This is a genomic window from Methylococcus sp. EFPC2 (genome assembly GCF_016925495.1).
Classification (GTDB): domain Bacteria; phylum Pseudomonadota; class Gammaproteobacteria; order Methylococcales; family Methylococcaceae; genus EFPC2.
In genome coordinates this window covers 1,087,226-1,108,169 of the sequence record NZ_CP070491.1, presented here as the reverse complement: position 1 = coordinate 1,108,169, position 20,944 = coordinate 1,087,226, and the positions used below count along the sequence as shown (strand labels likewise).

15 protein-coding genes are annotated in these 20,944 nt (G+C 56.3%); 14 read left to right on the top strand and 1 reads right to left on the bottom strand.

The features are described from left to right. Positions 1-199: 199 nt before the first annotated feature. The gene (locus tag JWZ97_RS04825; protein ID WP_205433681.1) at positions 200-931 is read right to left on the bottom strand and encodes a pseudouridine synthase; all 732 of its coding nucleotides are present in this window, start codon (positions 929-931) and stop codon (positions 200-202) included. Positions 932-2,025: 1,094 nt separating this feature from the next. Between JWZ97_RS04825 and JWZ97_RS04820 the strand changes: the two genes are divergently transcribed. From JWZ97_RS04820 to JWZ97_RS04755, 14 genes are all read left to right on the top strand, one after another. Beyond that, a complete protein-coding gene (locus JWZ97_RS04820) occupies positions 2,026-3,312 on the top strand; it encodes a site-specific integrase (protein ID WP_205433680.1) in 1,287 nt (428 codons plus the stop codon). Between the two features lie 126 nt (positions 3,313-3,438). Then, positions 3,439-4,458 carry a nucleoid-associated protein gene (locus tag JWZ97_RS04815; RefSeq protein WP_205433679.1) on the top strand — a complete coding sequence of 340 codons (1,020 nt, stop codon included), beginning with the start codon at positions 3,439-3,441 and terminating at the stop codon, positions 4,456-4,458. Continuing rightward, positions 4,451-5,662 carry a hypothetical protein gene (locus JWZ97_RS04810; RefSeq protein ID WP_205433678.1) on the top strand — a complete coding sequence of 404 codons (1,212 nt, stop codon included), beginning with the start codon at positions 4,451-4,453 and terminating at the stop codon, positions 5,660-5,662. Before JWZ97_RS04815 ends, JWZ97_RS04810 begins: the two co-directional genes overlap by 8 nt. Positions 5,663-5,798: 136 nt before the next feature. Continuing rightward, positions 5,799-6,170 carry a hypothetical protein gene (locus JWZ97_RS04805; RefSeq protein ID WP_205433677.1) on the top strand — a complete coding sequence of 124 codons (372 nt, stop codon included), beginning with the start codon at positions 5,799-5,801 and terminating at the stop codon, positions 6,168-6,170. A gap of 368 nt (positions 6,171-6,538) precedes the next feature. Next, positions 6,539-7,531, top strand: coding sequence for a hypothetical protein (locus tag JWZ97_RS04800; RefSeq protein ID WP_205433676.1), 993 nt, complete (start codon positions 6,539-6,541; stop codon positions 7,529-7,531). Positions 7,532-7,536: 5 nt separating this feature from the next. After that, positions 7,537-9,525: a class I SAM-dependent DNA methyltransferase gene (locus tag JWZ97_RS04795; RefSeq protein WP_205433675.1), complete on the top strand. Its 1,989-nt coding sequence runs from the start codon at positions 7,537-7,539 to the stop codon at positions 9,523-9,525. Beyond that, complete coding sequence (locus JWZ97_RS04790; protein WP_205433674.1) at positions 9,522-10,898, top strand: hypothetical protein; 1,377 nt, start codon at positions 9,522-9,524, stop codon at positions 10,896-10,898. Before JWZ97_RS04795 ends, JWZ97_RS04790 begins: the two co-directional genes overlap by 4 nt. A 79-nt stretch (positions 10,899-10,977) precedes the next feature. Next, positions 10,978-11,250: an antitoxin gene (locus tag JWZ97_RS04785; protein WP_205433673.1), complete on the top strand. Its 273-nt coding sequence runs from the start codon at positions 10,978-10,980 to the stop codon at positions 11,248-11,250. Between the two features lie 11 nt (positions 11,251-11,261). Then, complete coding sequence (locus JWZ97_RS04780; protein ID WP_240342569.1) at positions 11,262-11,654, top strand: type II toxin-antitoxin system VapC family toxin; 393 nt, start codon at positions 11,262-11,264, stop codon at positions 11,652-11,654. Between the two features lie 20 nt (positions 11,655-11,674). After that, positions 11,675-14,716, top strand: coding sequence for a type I restriction endonuclease subunit R (locus JWZ97_RS04775; RefSeq protein WP_205433671.1), 3,042 nt, complete (start codon positions 11,675-11,677; stop codon positions 14,714-14,716). Between the two features lie 23 nt (positions 14,717-14,739). After that, entirely contained in the window at positions 14,740-15,171 is a 432-nt protein-coding gene (locus JWZ97_RS20310) for a YkgJ family cysteine cluster protein (protein WP_205433670.1), read from the top strand. Positions 15,172-15,272: 101 nt separating this feature from the next. Beyond that, positions 15,273-16,289, top strand: coding sequence for a conjugal transfer protein TraF (gene traF / locus JWZ97_RS04765; RefSeq protein ID WP_205433669.1), 1,017 nt, complete (start codon positions 15,273-15,275; stop codon positions 16,287-16,289). Further along, a complete protein-coding gene (locus JWZ97_RS04760) occupies positions 16,289-17,725 on the top strand; it encodes a conjugal transfer protein TraH (RefSeq protein ID WP_205433668.1) in 1,437 nt (478 codons plus the stop codon). The genes traF and JWZ97_RS04760 overlap by 1 nt, the downstream gene beginning before the upstream one ends. A 10-nt stretch (positions 17,726-17,735) precedes the next feature. Further along, positions 17,736-20,924 (top strand): conjugal transfer protein TraG N-terminal domain-containing protein, encoded by a 3,189-nt coding sequence (locus JWZ97_RS04755; protein WP_205433667.1) that lies wholly within the window; start codon positions 17,736-17,738, stop codon positions 20,922-20,924. Positions 20,925-20,944: the final 20 nt, after the last annotated feature.

Sequence of the window (20,944 nt, the reverse complement as noted above, 5' to 3'; positions counted from 1 at the left end):
TTCTGACGCCCCCAAGTCAGCTGTCATTCCCGATCGCGTGATACCAGCGACTAGCTTGGGAGTGAAACGGCGCCGAACTTTCCCGGTAATCTGCGTGCCGAAGGTCTTTGAGCACATGGATAAACTATTGATCGAACACGATCATCATGGCCGAAACGGGTAATTTCCGGCTCTGACGTTGGAAAAACTTCCACGCTGCTCAACACGAGAATTCTGAAAATATCGACAACACGTCCAGAAAACTCTTTTCCGGCTCAGTTTTCAAATACAGTCTCTCACCGCTGACCGGGTGCCGGAAAATGATTTCGGTGGCCGCCAACATCAACCGGCCTTGGCCGAAGCGTTCGGCAAAATAGCGGTTGTGGCGGCCTCGTCCGTGGTTGGCATCGCCGATGATGGGGTGGCTGATGTGCTTCATGTGCCGGCGTAGCTGGTGTTTCCGGCCGGTTTCGGGATACAGCTCGGCCAGACTGTAGCGGCTGGTGGGATGACCTTCGATGGCGACGGGAATTTCAGTGGTCGCCAGGCGCCTATAGCGGGTGCGGGCTTCGCGCACCCGCTGCGGCTCGCCCTTGCGCCGCCGGTCGTCCGGCTCATCGCGAAGCGGGTGGTCGATCAGTCCTTGTTCCGGCAACCAACCTCGTACCATCGCCAGATAGGTTTTGCTCACCTCGCCGGCCATCATCGCGTTGCCCAATGTGCTGGCGGTTTGCGGATCACGGGCAAAGACCAACACGCCGGATGTTGGCCGGTCCAGTCGATGGACCGGGTACACATGCCCACCGCCATTCATCGCCCGGGCATATTGCAGGGCAAACTCGGTTTCATGCTTGTCTATTGGGCTGCGATGAACCAGCAACCCCGCTGGCTTGTGAACCACCAACAGCCACTGGTCGCGATAAACTTCCGTGAGCGGGTTCTCCGCCGGCACAGAGCGACTCTCCTTTTGATCATGACTTGACATCAATACACCTTGAAAGACACCGAGAAAATTCGCGAGCCGGTTGCGAACTTTCGATCAAACTAAAAAGCTGGCCGGTAAAAGTTCAGGTGTATTTTGCAAGGGCTAGTTTGAGCATGGCGATGCGAATCATGTTTTCGGCGCTGGTAGTGAGGATTTCGACATCCCTGGTGAGGCGGCGGAACATACCAAGCCAGGCGAACGTGCGCTCAACCACCAACGCTTGGGCAAGACCGCAAAGCCGTCTTTGATCTTCTCGGAAACATGCAGCGTCAACCCCAACGTCCCGTCGACAAACCGAACGGCCGTGCCGCGATACCCTGCATCGCCGGAAAAGGCCTGTAGGCTCGGATGCTTTTCCGCGGCGCGACGCAGGACTTCGCAGGCGCCGACCGTGTCGTGGAGGTTGGTGGCATGAACCTGAACGGCGTTCCCTACGCCGCACGGCCGCACTTGCGGGACGGTTATTGCCTTCGGCGCCCCAGCCGTCCCCCGTCGACTCGCTCCAGCGACCTTAGAGCCGTCGCCTCCGCATCGCTCCGAGATGACTCTACGGCCTGTTCGGGATACCTTGCAGGTCACCGTGCGCCTGCGGTGCCCCGCCCGACCATGGGCCTTCTGGGGGGCATGGAAAACATCCCGGTCTACCCGTTGCGCGGCTGACCTTTGTTTTCCAGCTTTACTCCCACAAAAAAAGCCGCATAGAGCGGCCTTTTAGATTTGCTGCGTGCTGACGGGGGCGAAAGCCCTTCGCCTAATGGCCACCGATACGGCCATCCATTTCAGACATTCACACTTTTGCGGTTAGCTGAGCGCCGATGATATCTCGTAACTCATTGATTTGGCGGAGAGGGAGGGATTCGAACCCTCGTGCCGCATTTCTGCGACCATCCGATTTCGAGTCGCGTGTAATAGCATATCCGACGATCTCAGGATGTTCAATGTGTTTCATAATACATTGATACATAAACATATGCACCTTGTCGTTGAGTCTCATATTGCACATAAAGTCCTCTTTGGCGCATAGTGCCATGCACTACAGCATGCACTACGGATGAGGTCATATGGCTGCGTTCTCAGATAAAAATATCAAAAGCTTGGTGATCACAGGTGTCAATTATCGGCGTTACGAAGGGGGCAGTGATCCCGGTTTCGGTGTTCAGGTTACCGCCGCCGGCGTGAAGACGTTTTTTTATCAATACACGCACGATGGGCGCAGGCGTTTTCTGCGCCTAGGCACGTACCCTGATACAACACTTGCAGAAGCAAGGCAGCGTGCCAGGGCTGCCAGATCCCAGGTTGACCAAGGGGTCGATCCCCAAGAAGACGTTAAGAAACGTGTCCGCGAGGCAAAGTCTCGGGGCTCCGTGCAGCAATTGACAGACGCTTTCATTGAACACATGAAGGCGAATGGCCGCCGATCCGCCGACGAGGTGAAGCGCTGCCTTGAAAAGGACGTACTGCCGCATATCGGAGCCATGGCCGCCCGCGACGTCTCACCGGCACATATTCGGGAAATTCTCTATCGGCTTATCAGCCGAAAGGCAGCAGTTCAAGCGAACAGGGTCCGTTCCTACCTGCACACGATGTTCAAATACGGCATCCATCATGATAACGATCCACGAAGTCTGGGAGCAGAAGTCCTGTTTGGAATTGCCCATAATCCCGTCGAGGCGGTACCGAAGAACGCCGCTGTGGAAAACGCCCATGATCGGAATCTATCGTGGGACGAGATCCGGACGATTTGGAATACGGAGGGCATTCATTTGCCTTATCGCCTGGCTATTCGTCTGTTGCTGGCCACTGGTGGACAGCGTTCGGGCGAAGTCACTCGTGCTGCCTGGTCAGAATTCGATCTCGACGCAGGCCTCTGGCTACTTCCCGCGGCCAGGGTAAAAAATAAACGGGATCATCTAATTCCCCTGACGAGTCTGGCCGTCGACATTCTGAATGAGCTGCGGGGCATCTATCCAGGAAGCAAGTGGCTATTTCCTGGTCGCCACAATCCGTTGGCATTGAAGCCCTGGAACGAATCGACTTTGCCACACGCCGTTCAGGACTACTGCACGGAAACCGGGATGGTCCCTTGGACGCCCAAGGACCTTCGACGCACTGTAAAGACGCGGATGGGCGAGTTGGGTATCGATAAACTGGTACGCGACCGAATCCAGAACCACGCGTTAAATGACGTTTCAGCGAAGCACTATGATCGCTATGACTATGTCGCGGAAAAACGCGCAGCGCTCGAAATTTGGTGTCGTCAGCTTGGCCAACTGACGTCGAGCGAATGCATGCGACCAAATTTGTCGGACAGCCCTGATAGACTATATCTGCGCAAAGTCTCAAGTTGAGAATGTTCGCGTACGCAAAAGAGGGGCGACGACCTCATTTCCATTTTCGGGTGGACCACTTGTTCGTAGCCCGCAACATAGCGTCAAGCCCGCCACGAGTCCTACATTAAGGAGTTGGATCACGGAATGTCAGTACAAAACAACACCGTCGTCAGCTTGATCGTCCACAAACTGGTGAAGGAACCACATGGACCAGCAAGCATTGAGCTGCGCGATGCGGTCGTCGCGATTAACCCGTCATCTCAACGGCTGATCGATCACTTGCATAAGCTTTACTCCGAACGGCCAGGGAAAGGCTATGGGAAATTCGAAAATGACGAAAACAACTTCCCAATGCGGAGATACGTCCGGCAGCATTTCCTCGACAAGGAGATCGACTTTCTTTATCTGAGCCGATTGATGATGGAGCATCTCCAGGCACGGGCTACTACGGAACAGCTGGCTACCGGTGGCTATGTGCTGATCGCACACGTGAACAACGGAGCGACTGACTTTCTATTGGCAGCCATTGTCACCGAAGTGATAGGAACGGCAATTACCGACGGATTGGAAATTGTCGACAGCGTTCATCTCGATATGAACCATCTTCGGGTCGCTGGAAGAATTGACTTGACGGCATGGCAAGCCGCCGCCGATAGGTACATCAGCTTCTTGAAGGGGCGCGGTGAAGTCTCCAACTACTTTAAGCTGTTCCTGGGATGCAATGATGTACTCATTGCATTGCGCGAGACACAGAAGCTCGTCGAAGGCTTCGAACAGTTTGCCGACGCTCAAAATCTTGAGCCATCGGTTCGTGACAACCTGTTTGAGCAGGCATTTGGTTACCTGGATGACCTTGGGCGAAATAATAGTCCGATAAGCCTAGAAGCAGTCGCCAACCGCCTTTGGCCTGAGTCTCCGAACGCTTTGCTCGAAGCCCTCACGGATGAGAGCTTAGAGCTTTCCGATGGTTTTGTTCCAGATCGCCGCGCAATCAAGAAGCTGGTGAAGTTCAAGGGGACTTCCAAGCATTGGAAGATTGAGTTTGACCGCGGTGCATTACGATGCGGGGACGTGCAGTACGACCGCGAAAACGACACGCTGATACTAGCGAATATCCCAAAAGCGTTGCGTGCTGAGCTATTAGCAGAGCTAGACGATGGATAACGTTGGGTTCGACCAACTGGTTACCCTGTGCCGCGCTATCGAGTTCAAAGAGAACTCCCGTGAGGGGTTGCTCACAATTGCTGATGACACGCAACGTCAATTATTGGACTCGCTTATCGCGGACGGAGGCGAAGAATTCGGCTTAAGCCTTCGGTCGGGAGATCCGTACACCTCATCAATCGGGGATACGATTGAATTGGAAGTGGGGGATCCCCGAATTCGCCTCGGCATTATCGCTACTGATCTGGATAATCTTCTAATCGCTCCCAAGGCTCAACTGAGAGAACCAAAACGTTACTTTCTCATTGACAGTAAATTTAGTAATTCAGACGAAACTGTTCCTGACGCAATAATCCGCTATCGCCAAGTTCTAGCACTGATACGCCTGCTCAAGGAAGCAGCCGCTTTTTTGGATGAGGAAGCCGGTGATTTTATTTTTGTCGATGATGGCAAGTTCCAGTTGCCTATTCGGTACACCAAGAACGACTTGCAGCAGATAGACATAATAGTAATCGAGCGTTTACTGGAATCTTTCGGGAACGATACGCACCGCGAGCAAAAAATAGCAATTTTGGCCAAGTCCGTACGAACAGTCTGCGGCTCTGCAATTCCAAACGAGAGATTCAGTACGCTACTGAGGCATCTGTCAGACTTGCAAAAAAGTTTCTCAGAAGGTTATCGCCTCTTTGTTGCAGATTTTTCTTACGACAAGATTGCCAACCAGTTAGAGACGGCGAAGCTTGAAGAGATAACCAAGATCCACAAGACATTCTCGGATATTCAAAATCAAATTCTCGGCATTCCGGTTGCCACCGTCGTTGTTGCCACGCAGATGAAGCAGGTAACTGGTATTGGTTATGAATTCTGGGTTAATACAGCTGTCTTAATCGGTTGCTGGGTCTTCGTTGTATTGAGCGCGCTTATGCTTAGAAACCAACTGCATACGCTTTCGGCGATCGGTGATGAGATCGACCGTAAGAAGACTCAGATGTTGACAGAGTACCAATCCATCGCGGACCTGATTACTCGAAGCTTTCCATTTCTTCAAAAGCGCTTACGAGTGCAGCGATTTGCCTTTTATGTCGTCGCTGCAATATTGGGCGTTGGGTTGGTCGTTGCACATGTGGTTTATTTCATGATCACCATTCCTGCAAAAGAAAGACTTGAGCATCTGCTTTCATATTTCGCCTGTTTATCACCATAACCACTCCGCGTTAGCAAGGTCACCGAAATTCCCGGTTTGATCTGATGCGGATGGATTGATATTAGCCAAATTGTGTTGGCTAAAGAAATTCTATGATCGGTTTTAATACACCACAAAGGCAGGAGTTGAATTTTCGATGACACGCTACCGCCGCCGTTATTCGCGAAACCGGCGCTCTGGAATGATTCAAGACACTGTGGAAGTCGCCAACAAGCTACCGTGGTGGGGTGCTGCCTTTTTAGGGGTGGTCTTCTTCAGTCTCTTCTATTGGGTGCTTCCGGCCTGGATGCACTCAAAAATGGACGAGCTCCAAGGGAATATGTTTCGTCCGCTTGTGGAAGCTATCTTCATCAGGCGGACGCATTGGGTGCAGTGGACGGGCATTGCCATCGGAACGGTGTGCGCGTTCTTCGCTATCCGTAACTATTTTGCCATACGGCAACTTGACCGCAGAGAACAGCAAAACATCGGTTGGCTTGCCCGACTTTTGGCTAGGTTTCTAGACTGATGAATGCCTTGGAAAGTTTGCCGATGTTTCAAATCGCTGGATGAACGGTTTCCCTTGTTTACAACGAAAATGCAAAGAGTATAGCGAAGCATATTTGCCAACTTTCAGAGATGAATGGGATGTTGAATCTTGATAAGCAGCAACTTGAATTCCAATGCCCATATTGTAAGTTCTGGAATCCTTTTTTCTACAAAGAGGCCCGACTGCGTGACGTCGTTATTTGTCGAGGGTGCAAAAACAATGTCAGGCTGGATGACAATATGAATACTTGCCGCAAGGCTAGGCGTTCTATGAATCGTGCACTTGCTGAGTTTGAGAATGCTCTGAAAGGTCTTTCAACCAAGATCACCATAAAAATTTAGTAAATCATGGACAGCGATTATTTACAGAATCTCCGTTATAAATTGCAGAAAAGGGTTAGGCGATTAAATTCCGCCGATCACACAATATTCCCGGTCTTGCTGAAGCAGTGGTGGGGGTTTCTTCAGCAAAATTCATTTTTTCAGGGACTGAAGGACAAGCTAGCATCAGAGGCTGAGCGAGTAAATCATGAAGTCCAAAATATGTTGCAGAGCTCGTATGTACAACATATCCCTGGTTTCGATGATGAATTATCACATGTCTTAATGAGCTATATAGTGTTGAAGGCTTGCGCTCAACAGCCTGATCAAGCTCAAAGTATTGTGCTGAAATTCCGGGGCCTTTCTCATGGTTCCAACAAAGTAAATGATACCTTAGATGCGTTCAGGGAAATGTTCCTCGAACCATTTTATGACTACCTCGACGAAGGCTTGGATGATGCTGCCGCAGTATTGGGGTATCTGAAGCGCTATAAACATCGCTGCGAGTGGTTCCGACGGGAGGAACTCTACAATCTTTGGACTTCTGATAGTAAGCGCGGCGAAAAGCATCTCGCACTCGATCTTTATGAATATCTGTTCGAACAAGGCATCGACTTTAGTATTGAGCCTACTTCCGCTTCCGGGGAAGCGGATTTGGTGTCTTCACAGCAGGGGGAGAACAGGCTGATAGCTGACGCCAAGATATTCAACCCGGAAAAAGGCAAGGATAAACGTTATTTAATCAGCGGGTTTAATCAAATATATACCTATACCCTGGATTTCAATGAGTCGGTGGGATATTTGATCATCTTCAAGACCTGTGGAGCCGATCTAAAATTAGCGGTTTCGGAAAGCACCTCGCATATCCCATTCATTACACACAATAATAAAGTAATCTTTCTTCTGGTCATCGATATATTTCCGTATGAAGAGTCCGCTTCGAAACGTGGTGCGCTCAAGACCATAGAAATAACCGAGACAGATTTTGTCCAGCTCATGGCTGGATCGGGTGAGGAATAATCCCCATGGCCAAACTCGCCGACCTGATCTGGAAAAATGCCGAACTGCTGCGCGGCGCCTACAAAGAGAACGAATACCGCAAGGTCATCCTCCCGTTTACCGTGCTGCGCCGGCTGGATTGCGTTCTTGAATCGACCAAGGACAAGGTGCTTGAGCAGTGGGAGACAGTTTCCGACCGAGGCTACAGCCGAGAGATGCAGGATGCTTTTATGACGAAGGCTTCGGGGTACAGTTTTTACAACACTTCTCGCTTCACCCTGGCTAAGGTACTGGAGGATCCGACGGGCGACGTGGTCCGCGACAACCTGGAGAACTACGTCAACGGCTTTTCGAAGAACGTCCGGGACATTTTCGAGAAATTCGGTTTCATCCAGGTCATCGACAAGCTTTTGGAAAAGCGGCGGCTTTATCTGGTGCTGCAGCGTTTCGTGGAAACCGACCTCCATCCGGATGTCGTCAGCAATATCGACATGGGGCAGGCTTTCGAGGAATTGTTGCGCCGTTTCAACGACGTGTCCCCGGCCGGTGAGCAATACACCCCGCGCGATGCCATCAAGCTCATGATCAACATCCTGATGGATCCGGACGACGAGGCTTTGTCGGTACCTGGAGTGGTTCGCAGGTTTTATGATCCGACCGCCGGCACCGGCGGCATCCTGTCGGTGGGCGAGGAACACATCAAGCAGCTCAATCCCCGCGCCAAGGTCACTTTGTTCGGGCAGGAACTGGAGGATGAGACCTACGCCATTTGCAAGGCGGACATGCTGATCCGCGGCCAGGACCCGGCCAACATCGCGCTGGGAGACACCCTGGCATCCGATCATCACGCCGGCCAGCGCTTCGACTACATGGGCGCCAATCCACCCTATGGCGTTGAGTGGAAGGCGGCCGAGGATGTCGTCAAAGCCGAGCACAAGAAGCGCGGCTACGGTGGTCGTTTTGGGCCCGGCCTTCCGGCGATTCGCGACGGGCAAATGCTATTCACCTTGCACCTGCTTTCCAAAATGCAGCCGGTCGTCGACGGCAAAGGCGGCAGCCGCATCAGCGTGGTCCACAACGGTTCGCCGCTGTTCACCGGCGATGCCGGCGGCGGAGAGTCGGAAATTCGCCGCTGGATCCTGGAAAACGACTATCTCGAATGCATCGTCGCCCTGCCGACGGACATGTTCTACAACACCAACATCGCGACCTATCTGTGGTTCCTGACCAACCGGAAGGAAGCGCACCGCAAGGGCAAGGTTCAGCTCATCGATGCCACCGATCTGTTTCAGCGCTTGCCCAAGACGCTCGGCAAGAAACGCAATGAACTTTCCGAAGATCACATCGCCGAGGTCACTCGCATCTATCACGATTTCAAGCCGGGACCGCGGTCGAAGATTTTTGAGAACCGCGATTTCTTCTACCGCAAGGTCACCATCGAAAGGCCGCTGCGTCTTCGCTTCGAAGTAACGCCGGAACGCATCGAATTGCTTCAGTCTGACAACGCTTTCAGGAAGCTCAAGCCGGATGTCGCCCAAGCTCTCGTCGATACCTTGCATGTCCTCGTCGATCGAGGGGCTTGGTTCAGCGCCGAGGAATTCCGCGCATCGCTTCAGACTGCTGCCAAGAGCCGGGGCAACAAGCCCCTGAGCAATCCCCTATTGGCAATGGCGCGGAAATACATGGGCGAGAAGGACGAGAACGCGGAACCGGCCACCGACGAAAAAGGTGAACGGTTGCCGGATGTAGCCTTGCGCGACGCCGAATACGTGCCGTTCGGCAGGGACATCTACCGCCACTTCGAGCGGGAAGTCTTGCCGCACTGGCCGGATGCCTGGATCGACGAGACCACCCGCGACGAGAAGGACGGTCAAATCGGTATCGTCGGCACGGAAATCAACTTCAACCGCTACTTCTACAAATATCAGCCGCCCCGCAAGCTGAAGGACATCCATGCGGACATCGTGAAGATGGAGGAGAAGTTCACGGAGCTACTCAGGCGGGTAGCGCAATGAAGCATTATCCGGAATACAGAAACAGCGGCATCGATTGGCTGGGCGAAGTCCCCGAAGCTTGGCCGGTGAAACGGCTGAAGTTCGAGGCGACTTTGAATCCTTCCCGTCAGTCGATCGCCCACATGGACCGAGACGAGCAGGTTTCCTTTCTTCCCATGGAGGCCATCGGCGATGACGGATCACTGCGGCTTGACGAGACTCGACCGATTTCCGAGGTAGAAAACGGCTACACGTTTTTCCAGGACAGTGACGTCACCATCGCGAAGATCACCCCCTGCTTCGAGAATGGCAAGGGTGCGCACATGCGAGGGCTGGCGAACGGTGCCGGATTCGGAACAACCGAACTCATCGTGGTCAGATCCGGCAAGCGATGCCGACCGGATTTCCTCTACTACCTGACCCAAGCGTCCCATTTCCGGAAGCGTGGAGAGGGCTTCATGTACGGGACGGGCGGGCAAAAACGTGTGCCGGACGACTATGTCAGAGATTTTCCCGTAGCCTGGCCATCACCGGATGAGCAAGTCGATATTGCAGATTTCCTGGCTGACCAGACGCGGGAAGTCGATGCACTGATTGCCGAGAAAGAAGAACTACTCAGACTCATGGCTGAGTTTAGGGCCACCGGTACAACTGAGATTCTGACCAAAGGACTCAATCACGAAGCGCCAATGCGAAAATGCGATTTGCCGGGTTTAGAGGAAATTCCCGCGCACTGGTCCGTCTTGCGTCTGAAGTTTCTAGCCGAAGTTCAATCAGGAATTGCGAAGGGCAAGGATGTCGATGGTATCGATACGGTCTCCATGCCGTATCTCCGGGTAGCGAACGTGCAGGACGGCCATCTCAATTTGGAGGAAATATCCTACCTGCCAGTTGCGAAATCCGAGGTTTCCCGCTATCTGCTGAAGCCATTCGACGTGCTCATGAATGAAGGCGGTGACTATGACAAACTCGGACGAGGAACAATCTGGCATGGGGAAATTGAGCCCTGCATCCATCAGAACCATGTGTTTGCCGTTCGCTCTCATGAAAAAGAAGACGCCTATTGGCTTGCGGCAATTTCCCGGACCAGCTATGCAAAGTTCTACTTTATGGGACGAGCCAAGCAGAGCACCAATCTGGCATCAATCTCACAAAGGAATATCGTCGAGTTTCCAGTTTTGCTGCCGCCGAGGGAGGAACGAAATGAACTTCTCAGAGCGGTCACTGACCATGAAGCGAAGGTTGACGCTCTTGTCGAGCATGTAAAGGAACACATCGAACTTCTCCGCGAATACAAATCTGCCCTGATTTCCGAGGCCGTCACCGGCCAGATCGACGTGCGCGGTTATGCCGCGACCTCTTCCGAAGCTTCCTTTGAGGGGCAGGCAGCCTGATCCAGCCGAGGACAGTAATTACCAAAAGCCGCTAGGGCGTATATACTACTGTCTATATCCATGAGATGAGAGAGCAGCTATGCCCGAAACGCGCATTGCCAAGTTGTTCAAGAACGGCGCCAGCCAGGCGGTTCGACTGCCCGCCGAATTCCGCTTCGAGGGGGATGAGGTTTACGCTACCCGGGACGAAGCGACCGGAGACGTGGTCTTGTCTTCCCGTCCCGGCGCAAAGACTTGGGGCGATTTTTTCGAGATGTTGCATTCCATCGAAGTCCCCGAGGATTTCATGGAGGATCGGCCCATGAACGCCGTGCCCGTCGAGCGTGACGTATTCGGAGACGAAGAGCCGTGAGCGTGCTGCACATGCTGGATACGGATATCGCGAGCTATGTAATCAAAGGCCGCTCCCCCGTCGTCGAAGCGAAACTGATGGCGATCGTGCCGTCCATGGTTTGCATTTCGGCGGTGACCCGCGCCGAACTCATGTACGGTCTGAAACGCCTTCCTGCCGGCCACCGTCTCCAGCTGGCGGTGCGCCAATTTCTAAAGATCGTGCGCGTTCTGTCCTGGGATGCCGAAGCGGCGGACTACTACGCGGACATCCGGCATCAACTGGTTTCCAGCGGCCAGCCCATCGGTGAGATGGACATGATGATCGCAGCCCATTCACTGTCCGCCGGCTCCGTGCTGGTGACCAACAATGTCCGCCATTACAGCCGGATCGAGGCGCCGTTGACGCTGGTCAACTGGGCTTAACCCGAGGGAAGACAAGAACCGTGGCGGACATACACACCGAAAGCGTCTTCGAAGTCGAAATCTGCGCACATCTGGCCGGGCACGGCTGGCTCCACCGGAACGAAAAGCCCTTCGACCTGGGTTTTGACAGACGCCTGGCACTGTTTCCGGGAGACGCGCTCGCCTGGGTGAAAGATACCCAGCCTGACGCCTGGGCCAAGTTCGAGGCCAATCACAAGTCCAATCCGGATGCGGTATTCCTGAAGCGTCTGGCGGAGGAACTGGATCGCGTGGGCGCGCTGGATGTGTTGCGCAAGGGATTCAAGGACATCAACGCCACGTTCAAGATGGCCCAGTTCGCCCCGGCGAACGCCCTCAATCCAAAGACGACCGAGGACTACAGGAAGAACCGGTTGCGGGTGGTTCGCCAACTGCATTACTCGGAGCACAACGAGAACTGCATCGACCTGGTGCTGTTCCTCAACGGCATCCCCGTCGCCACCCTGGAACTCAAGACCGATACCACCCAGCCGGTCTGGAATGCCATCCGCCAGTACAAATACGACCGTCTGCCGGTCGATCCGAAGAGCCGGGAGAAGGAACCGCTACTCCAGTTCGGCCGCCGGGCCCTGGTACATTTCGCGACCTCGTGCGACGAGGTTTACATGGCCACCAAGCTGGAAGGGAAAAAGACCTTCTTCCTGCCGTTCAACCGCGGCCGCGACGGCGGTGCCGGAAACCCCGCCAATACCAACGGCTACGCCACCAGCTACCTTTGGGAGGAGATTTTCCGCAAGGATGTTTGGATGCTGATCCTGGGGCGCTATCTGCATCTGGAGCGCAAGGAGACGGTCGATTCCATAACCGGCAAGAAATCGACCAAGGAAACGCTGATCTTTCCGCGCTTCCATCAGCTCGACGCCGTTCGCGCCTTGCTGGCCCAGACCAAGTTCGAGGGTGTCGGCGGAACCTTTCTGATCCAGCACTCGGCCGGCTCGGGCAAGTCCAATACCATCGCCTGGTCGGCACACCATCTCGCCAGTCTGCACGATGCCGAGAACCGCAAGATTTTCGGATCGGTCATCGTCATCACCGATCGCAAGGTGCTGGACTCTCAGCTGCAGGACACCATTTACCAGTTCGAGCATCAGCATGGCGTCGTTCAAAAGATCGACGACAACTCCCAGCAACTCGCCGATGCCTTGAACGCCGGCAAGCCCATCATCATCACGACCATCCAGAAATTTCCCTACGTGCTGGAAAAGGTCGCCGGGCTCAAGGACCGCAAGTTCGCGCTGATCATCGACGAGGCGCACTCCAGCCAATCCGGCAAGGCCGCCCACAAACTGCGGGAAGTGCTGACTTCGGAAGCCATCGAGACGCTGAAGAAAGAGGAAGGCACCGAGCAGGAAGAGGATCTCAGCATCGAGGACATCCTCAATCAGGTGGTCGCCTCGCGCAAACGTCCGGCCAACGTCACCTACTACGCTTTCACCGCCACGCCTAAGGCCAAGACCATCGAGCTATTCGGGCGGCCGGAACCGGACGGCAAGCCGGCGCCGTTTCACGTCTATTCCATGCGCCAGGCCATCGAGGAGGGTTTCATTCTCGACGTGCTCAAGCACTACACCACCTATGACGTGTTCTGGAAACTCTCGCAGGTCGGTGACGACAAGCTTGTGGAATCCGGCAAGGCAAGGAAGCAGATTGCCCGCTACGTGAAGCTGCATCCAACCAATATCGCCCAGAAGGTCTCCATCATCGTCGAGCATTTCCGGGAAAAGGTCATGGCCAAGATCGGCGGTCGGGCCAAGGCCATGGTGGTGACGGATTCGCGCCTCGCGGCCGTGCGGTACAAGAGGGGGCTCGACGATTACCTCAAGAAAAACGGCTACGCCGACTGCAAGGCGCTGATCGCTTATTCCGGCGTGATTACGGACAAGGAAACCGGAACCGACAAAGCCAGTGAGGGTGACCTGAACGATAAGGGCCAGAAGGACGACCGCATCAAAGAGGATTTCGCTACCGACGAATACCGCATCTTGCTGGTGGCGAATAAATTCCAGACCGGATTCGATCAACCCTTGCTGCACACCATGTATGTCGACAAGAAGCTTTCAGGGGTGTTGGCGGTACAGACCCTGTCGCGATTGAACCGGACCTGCCTCGGCAAGGAGGACACGTTCATCCTGGACTTTGTGAACAAGGCGGAGGACATACTCGAGGCCTTTCGCCCGTATTACCGGACGGCGGCGCTGTCCGACGTGACTGATCCGAATCTCGTGCATCGCGTCAAGGCGAAGCTGGATGCCACCGGCGTCTATCTGCAATCCGAAGTGGATGCCTTGGCCAAGGCATTCTTTGCCAAGAACGGTAGCCAGGCAGCCCTTCAGGCGCAACTCAAGCCCGCAGCAGACCGCTACAAGTGCCTTACCGAAGAGAAGCAAGAGCTTTTCCGCAAAGACCTGGGCACCTTCGTGAGGGCCTACGAGTTCCTCTCGCAAATCGCGCCTTATGAGGACATCGAGTTGGAAAAGCTCTACGTCTACGGCCGCTGCCTGTTGCCGCGATTGGCCCACCAAGACGACGGCGACGATTGGCAGGTGGACGACAGTATCAACCTGACCCACCTGCGAGTCCAAAAGCGTGGGGAACAGGCCATCAAGCTTGAGACCAGTGAAGTCAAGGAGCTCAAGCCGCTTTACGAGGCCGGGAGCGGCAAGGCGCACCCCGGCGAAGAGGAACCGCTATCGGCCATCGTCAAGAAGATGAACGAGCTGTTTTCCGGCAACCTTACGGATGCCGACAAGCTCGGTTACGTCACTCATCTGGTCGGAAAGATGCTCGAAAGCGAAACCTTGCAGGAACAGGCCCAGGCGAACGACAGCATGCATCAGTTCGCCAACGGGGATTACAAAACTGTCCTCAAGGATTCCGTCATCGATGCCATGACCAGTCATACGGCGATGGCAGATCAAGCATTGCGGGATGAAAAGGTGCTGGCTGGCTTGGCAGAACTGCTTTTGCCGGTGGTGTATAAGCGATTGCGGCTCGCCGGTGGTCAACCAACGCCGCCGATGTAGCAGATAGAAGCTTGGGGTAGCTGATGAGGGCCTGCACCCAATGTGGCAAATGCTGCACCAAGTATGGCGATGCGGGGCTCGGTTCTGCTTCAGACGAAGAGGTCAGAATGTGGCGCCGGCATCGACCGGACGTTTTGCGCTACACGGACGCCTTGGGCGACTTGTGGCTTAGCCCAACGACTGGGGAGGAAATGCCGCGTTGTCCCTGGTTGCGCAAACTGCCTCGGCAAGAGAAATACATCTGTAGGATTCATGAGTTTCGCCCGGATTGCTGCCATGGCTATCCCGTGAATATTGATCAGATGATCAGGGATGGCTGCGAAATGCTCGAGCCGGGTGATCTCAATCGTCCTATAGAAGATTTGCAACGAGACCTCCAGGCTTTACGCGGATCCAGTGATCCTCCGTCGGCACAATATGGAAGGCGGCAAATTCGAGGAAACGGCAGACGCTAGGTGCCAGTCAGTATGCCCATATTCGCGTGATGACGCGAATTCTTCGGCCCACCAAAATCTTTCCGAACACTCCCTCGCGATAAAGCCAAGATAATCGCCCAATGAATCGGCGATCCTGGCTCCTGTGTTTTTCCTACCTGCTGTTGGCACCCCACTTGGCCAGGGGATCGGACTTCGGTTCGGCTCCTGAGCCTCCTTTTTTCATCGACAAAGAGCGGGGATGGTTTTGGCGGGAAATCGAGCCTGAACCCAGGAAGCAAGCCAACACCAAACCGACACCCGAAATCAAGTCTCCCCTTCCAGATTCACCCCCAATCACTTCGACAAAATCCACCAAACCGGAACCAGCCGCGCTAACCGCCGAATGGTTCCGCAAAAACCTCGAACGTTATCGGGACAAGGCTATCGACGATCCGTCCCCGGAAAACGTCGCGGCTTACTACTACCTGCAGCGCGTCATGATGGACAAGGCCCAGCGGTTCACCGATGTGGCCCGGCACGTGGTTATGTCCGATCCGCTGTTGGACGAGAACCAGCGCCGGCCCATCGCCACCTTTGCCGCCAATGAGGCCAACCATCAGGCGGGGCGGGCCAGCGAACAGGCACTGGGCTTGATCGCTCGGCAGGCCGGCATCCTGTTTTTCTTCCGCTCCGACTGTCCCTATTGTCATATTCAGGCGCCGCTCCTTTCGCTGCTGGAGAAGCGCTTTGGTTTCAAGGTTTACGCGGTTTCCCTCGATGGAAAACCCATGCCGGGCGGACTCTATGCTGACTTCCACATTGACCGAGGCCAAGCCCATTTGCTGGGTGTGGTGTCCACACCGGCCCTGTTCATGATGAAGCCGCCGGCGGAGATCGTTCAGTTATCCCAAGGCACGCTTTCCCTGGATGATCTGTCCGGGCGCATTCTCCTGGCCGCCAAGGATTCCGGCTGGATCGACGAGGCGACGTTCGAGGCGACCCGCGGCGAGCGGACGGTTCCAGCCATCATGCCGCCGTCTTCCATCATCACGGCCGAGGCCATGAAAAGTCCTGCGGACCTCATCAGCACCTTGCAATGGCAAGCGGGGCTGCCGTCCAGTGACTGGTCGCAATTCCCCGTGTTCGGGAGTCCATGATGCGTTCTCGTCCGATCCTGCGAATCGCTGTTCTCCTCGTGGCCATCCTGTTGTCGGCGGAAGCCTTCGCCGATCTGCAGCAGGAAATGGATGCCATGTTCGGCACGATGACCAATGTCACGTCGCCTACCGCCCATCTCGGGCAGCGCCGCGGCGTGATCACCGGGGGTTCCATGGTGGCGCGCAATCGGGTCATGAGTGCCAACATGGTGTCCTTCGTTCCACCCTCGTTCAGCGCCGGTTGCGGCGGCATCGACCTGTTCAGCGGCTCGTTCTCGTTCATCAACATGAACCAGTTTGTCGATCTGATGCGGGCGGTGGCGGCCAATGCCGCCGGCTATGCCTTCCAGTTGGCCATCAACGCCATGTGTCCGGACTGCGGCAACATCATGTCGGACCTGCAGAAGAAGGTGCAGCAGCTCAACCAACTGTTCTCCAATTCCTGCCAACTGGCCCAGGGCCTGGTGAACGACGCCGCCAGTGTACTGCCGGGGAAAGTACAGAACGACATGAAGATGTCGACCATCTCCTTCTCGAAAGGCGTGACCGATGTCTTCGGCGCATTGACCAATTCCAGCTCCCAGGGAGATCCGGTCCAGCAGGTGAAAACCAACGCCGCCACGGACATGGAGAAGGTGATCCAGGGCAACCTGGTCTGGCGATCATTGAATCAGAACAGCGCCGGCAGCTGGTTCAAATTCGGCGGCAATGAATTCCTGCAGGCGGCAATGAGCGTCACCGGTTCCGTGATCGTCAAGCCGCCGGAGGCGGCGCCGGACGGCAAGGGCGAGAGCAATCCGGTCATCACCCTTCCGGACCTGCTGCGGATCAAGGATCTGCTGAACGGCTCGGGCAGCTCCGAGTACCAGACGGTCAACATCTACGAGTGCGACACCACCGACGTCGACGGCTGCCTGAACCCGACTTCGAAGAGCGTCACCCTCGTCGGGCTGAAGAAGCGGGTGCGCGACATTCTGGTCGGCACCGGCGGTGGCGACGGTCTGATCTACAAGTTCGCCACCAACACCGGCCCGCTGACCGCGGATGAAATGGCCTTCATGGAACTGGTACCCGGCGCCATCAGCGCCATGATCCGCAACCTGGCCCGCGAGGATTACGGCATGGCCCGGCTATTCGCCGACGAGGGATCGCCGGTGATCGCCCTGGAGATGGCCCAGCTGATGATCCAGGGCATGCTGGACGCGGTGCGGCAAGCCAGCTCCCTACAGGATCACGCCTACGCCACCAAGCTGGCGGACACCCTCGACAAGGCTCGGCTCGACCTTCAGTCCGAGTCGGCGGAACTGTCCGGCCGCTACGGCAATCCGCAAACCCTGATGCAGTTCTACACCAACTTCATGACCGGCTCAAAGGCCAGGGACTACGGCTCCTTCACCCAGACGCCGGGTTCCCAGGCTGCTTATCCGGTGCCCTGAACTTCCCTGTATGGTCTTCGAGATCTTTTCCATCGGCGATTCGGCGTTCCTCGCCGCCATCCTCAATGCCATCGCGATGATCGCCGGCACCGGCCACTACACCATGGCCGCCGGCATCGGCGCGGTGCTGGGCGTCATCATGACCCTGGTGCGTGGACTCACCCAGTACGACGCCCGTGGCATCCGTTACCAGGACATGATGGCCTCGATCCTGATCTATCTGATCCTGTTCGCCCCCGGCGTGAAAGTCACCGTCGAGGATGCCTACACCGGCCAGGTGCAGGTGGTAGACAACGTGCCCATGGGCCCGGCGGTGGCGGGCTCCATCCTATCCAACCTGGGCTATCGGCTCACCCGCCTGTTCGAGCAGGGGTTCTCCACACCCAGCATGACCGAGCACGGCTTTGCCGATACCCTCCAGGTCATGACCCTGGTTCGCAAGAACCTGCTGTCCCGGGTGGAACTGGGCAAGGCAAACTCGCCCAATGCCGGCGGCGATCTGGAAAACTCCCTGGTCAACTACCTCAAGGAATGCACGCTCACCGGCGTGGACCTGGGGCTGCTGACGTTGGATGGGATCATGCGCCAGGCCCAGGTTCTCGACGCCATCAAGTTCGACTCCAACGTCTACACCACGGAGATCCATGTCGGCGGCGCCCCGAAGATACAGGACTGCACCGATGCCTGGGCGACGCTGGACACCTACGTGAAGACCCTGGTGGTGCCGGAGGTGGAAAATGTCCTGAAGGAAGCGCTGAAAGTCGCACTGCCGGACGACGTGCAACCGCGGATCGACGATGCCCTGACGGTGCTGACCGGCGGCAGCGTGAGCGCGCTGGACTACATGCTGGCCTCGCTGATCACGCCCATGTTCGAGAAAGGCGTGGTGGGGCGTCATGAAGACGGCATGAAGTGGAACAAGGCAGCCATGGTCGAACAGGCCATCCAGCAGCGCAACACCCAATGGGCCGGCGAGCAGAACCTGTTCACCCGCATCGTGCGGCCGATGATGACCTGGATCGAGGGCTTCAGCTATGCCATCACCCCGCTGATGGCCTTCGCCGTCATGCTGGGCGCGCAGGGCATCCGGATCACCGGCCAGTATTTCCTGATGTTGCTGTGGATCCAGCTCTGGATGCCGATCCTGGCGGTCGTGAACCTCTACATCACCATGGCCGCCGCCGGCAAAATGGCCGCGCTCGATGCCGCGCAGTTCAATCTGCCGTCGATCTACGGCATCTACCAGATGGACATGGCTATTCAGGAATGGCTGGGGGTGGGCGGCATGCTGGCCTCGTCGACACCGGCCATCGCCCTGATGCTGGTCTACGGTGGCTCGGTCACCGCCACCCATTTCCTGGGGCGCATGCAGGGCGGCGATTTCGTCAACGAAAAGATCGGCTCTCCGGACATCGTCAGTCCCGCGCCGGTGATGAACATGCAGCCGAACTATCAGCACGCCCCGCTGACCGGAGCGACTCTGTTCGGTGCGGAAAAGGTCCTGTCGTCCTTCCAGGCCGGCAAGGATCTCAGTGCTGCGGTTTCATCGGCATCCATGGCCATGCAGCAGGCCTCCAGCAGTTTCATGGAGAGTCTGTCGAACACTGCATCCCGATCCAGCGGACTGTCCCAAGAAGGCTTCGACGCGCACTCCGCAGGCAGCCGTATTGCCAGCAGTACCAGTCAGACCGACAAGTTCATGCGCGCCACCGGAGAGGACCTGGCGCAGCGTTACCGGGACACCGGCATGTCCGGCGACGATTTTGCCGCCGTGGTGGGCGGTTCTGCGGGGCTGCCGAAGGGTTGGTTGCCGCTGTCCGTGTCCGGGCAACTGCAGAACCAGTTCCGCGTCAGCCAATCACGGGCTGACGAGATCGCCTCCGACATTTCCCGACGAGTGACCGAGGACCATGGCTGGCAGACCGACCTGGCGCGCAGCGTAGCGGCCGACGCGCAATCGGGAACTCGGGAGGTGGCCTCTTTGGGGTTGCAGAAGCAGGACTTGTCGTCGCTGCAGAAAAGCGCCACGGACACGGTCTCGGCCACGGAGACCTACAACCAAACCGTATCGGCGCAGATGCGCTTTGGTGCTTCGGCGAGCTATGGCGCCGCCGAAACGGGACGGCGCTTCGCAGGCGATCGGAACCTGATGTCCGGGTTGGACGCGGCGCTGGACCGGTTCGGGCTTCGAGGGGATGCGCAACGTCTGGGCGCTGAGTGGCGGGCATCCGGCTTGATAGCGGATAAGGACCAGGCGTTTGCCGCCGCCGGCATGTCGCTGCTCGCGGGATACTCATCCCCCATGTTCAGGCGACTGGATGGGCACGAAGCGAGGTTGGCCGAGGCTACCGGCTATCAGCTATTGGGTGACGCCTGGAATGCGCCGTCACCTTCCGGCCAGACTCCCGAGCGAAACGCCGACCTGACTGCCCGATCTCCGGAATTTGGGACAATCCGGTCCCTCGTTGATCGGGCGGGGTTCCACGATCCAAGAAACGAAGCGGCAGGTTTGGATGGTCGCGTGACGGGCAGTATACAGGCGACCAACGGACGGGTTGCCGGCGGAGAGCGCATGGTCAATTCGGCCTATCAGACTGGACAGGGACAGGTTCATGGCGTATCGAACCTGGAATTCGCCGGCATGCATGCCGAAAAGGCCGAACACCTTCGAGCCGAGATCAGTAAAGCTGCCAACAGTCAGCAGTCGGCTGCAGAACTGGAATACGATGTGGTCGGCGGCAGCATCTACAACGCGGCCCAGAACATCTCGGGCATCGGCGCATCCGGCGCAGGTTCGGTCAAGGCATTCATCGACGAGTTCGACGCCGCGCGTGGGCATGGGCTATCCCTTGGCCAGGCTTTCCAGTCTGCGCTGAATGCTGCCCCTGAAGGTGGACAGAAAGCTTTGGATGCCTGGGCCGATCAGCGGGTGGCCGAAGCTGGAAGCCGGCTGACGCCGACGCAGCAGGCCTACTACCGCGCAGCCATGTTTGAGTCCTTCGCCGGGGTGTCGATGTCCGGGGACTACAATCCTTACGTCGGTCAATCAAACCAGTTGCACGAACAACTCCGAAATGAACATGGCGATTCAGTAGGTGCCGACATAGCCAGCCTGCTGCGCCGCGCGGCGGGTCAAAACCGGTCGGATCTCCTCAATCTGGTGAGTACTTACAACGCTGCCAATCAAATGAGGCGGTGAGCAATGAGTAGGCCAATATT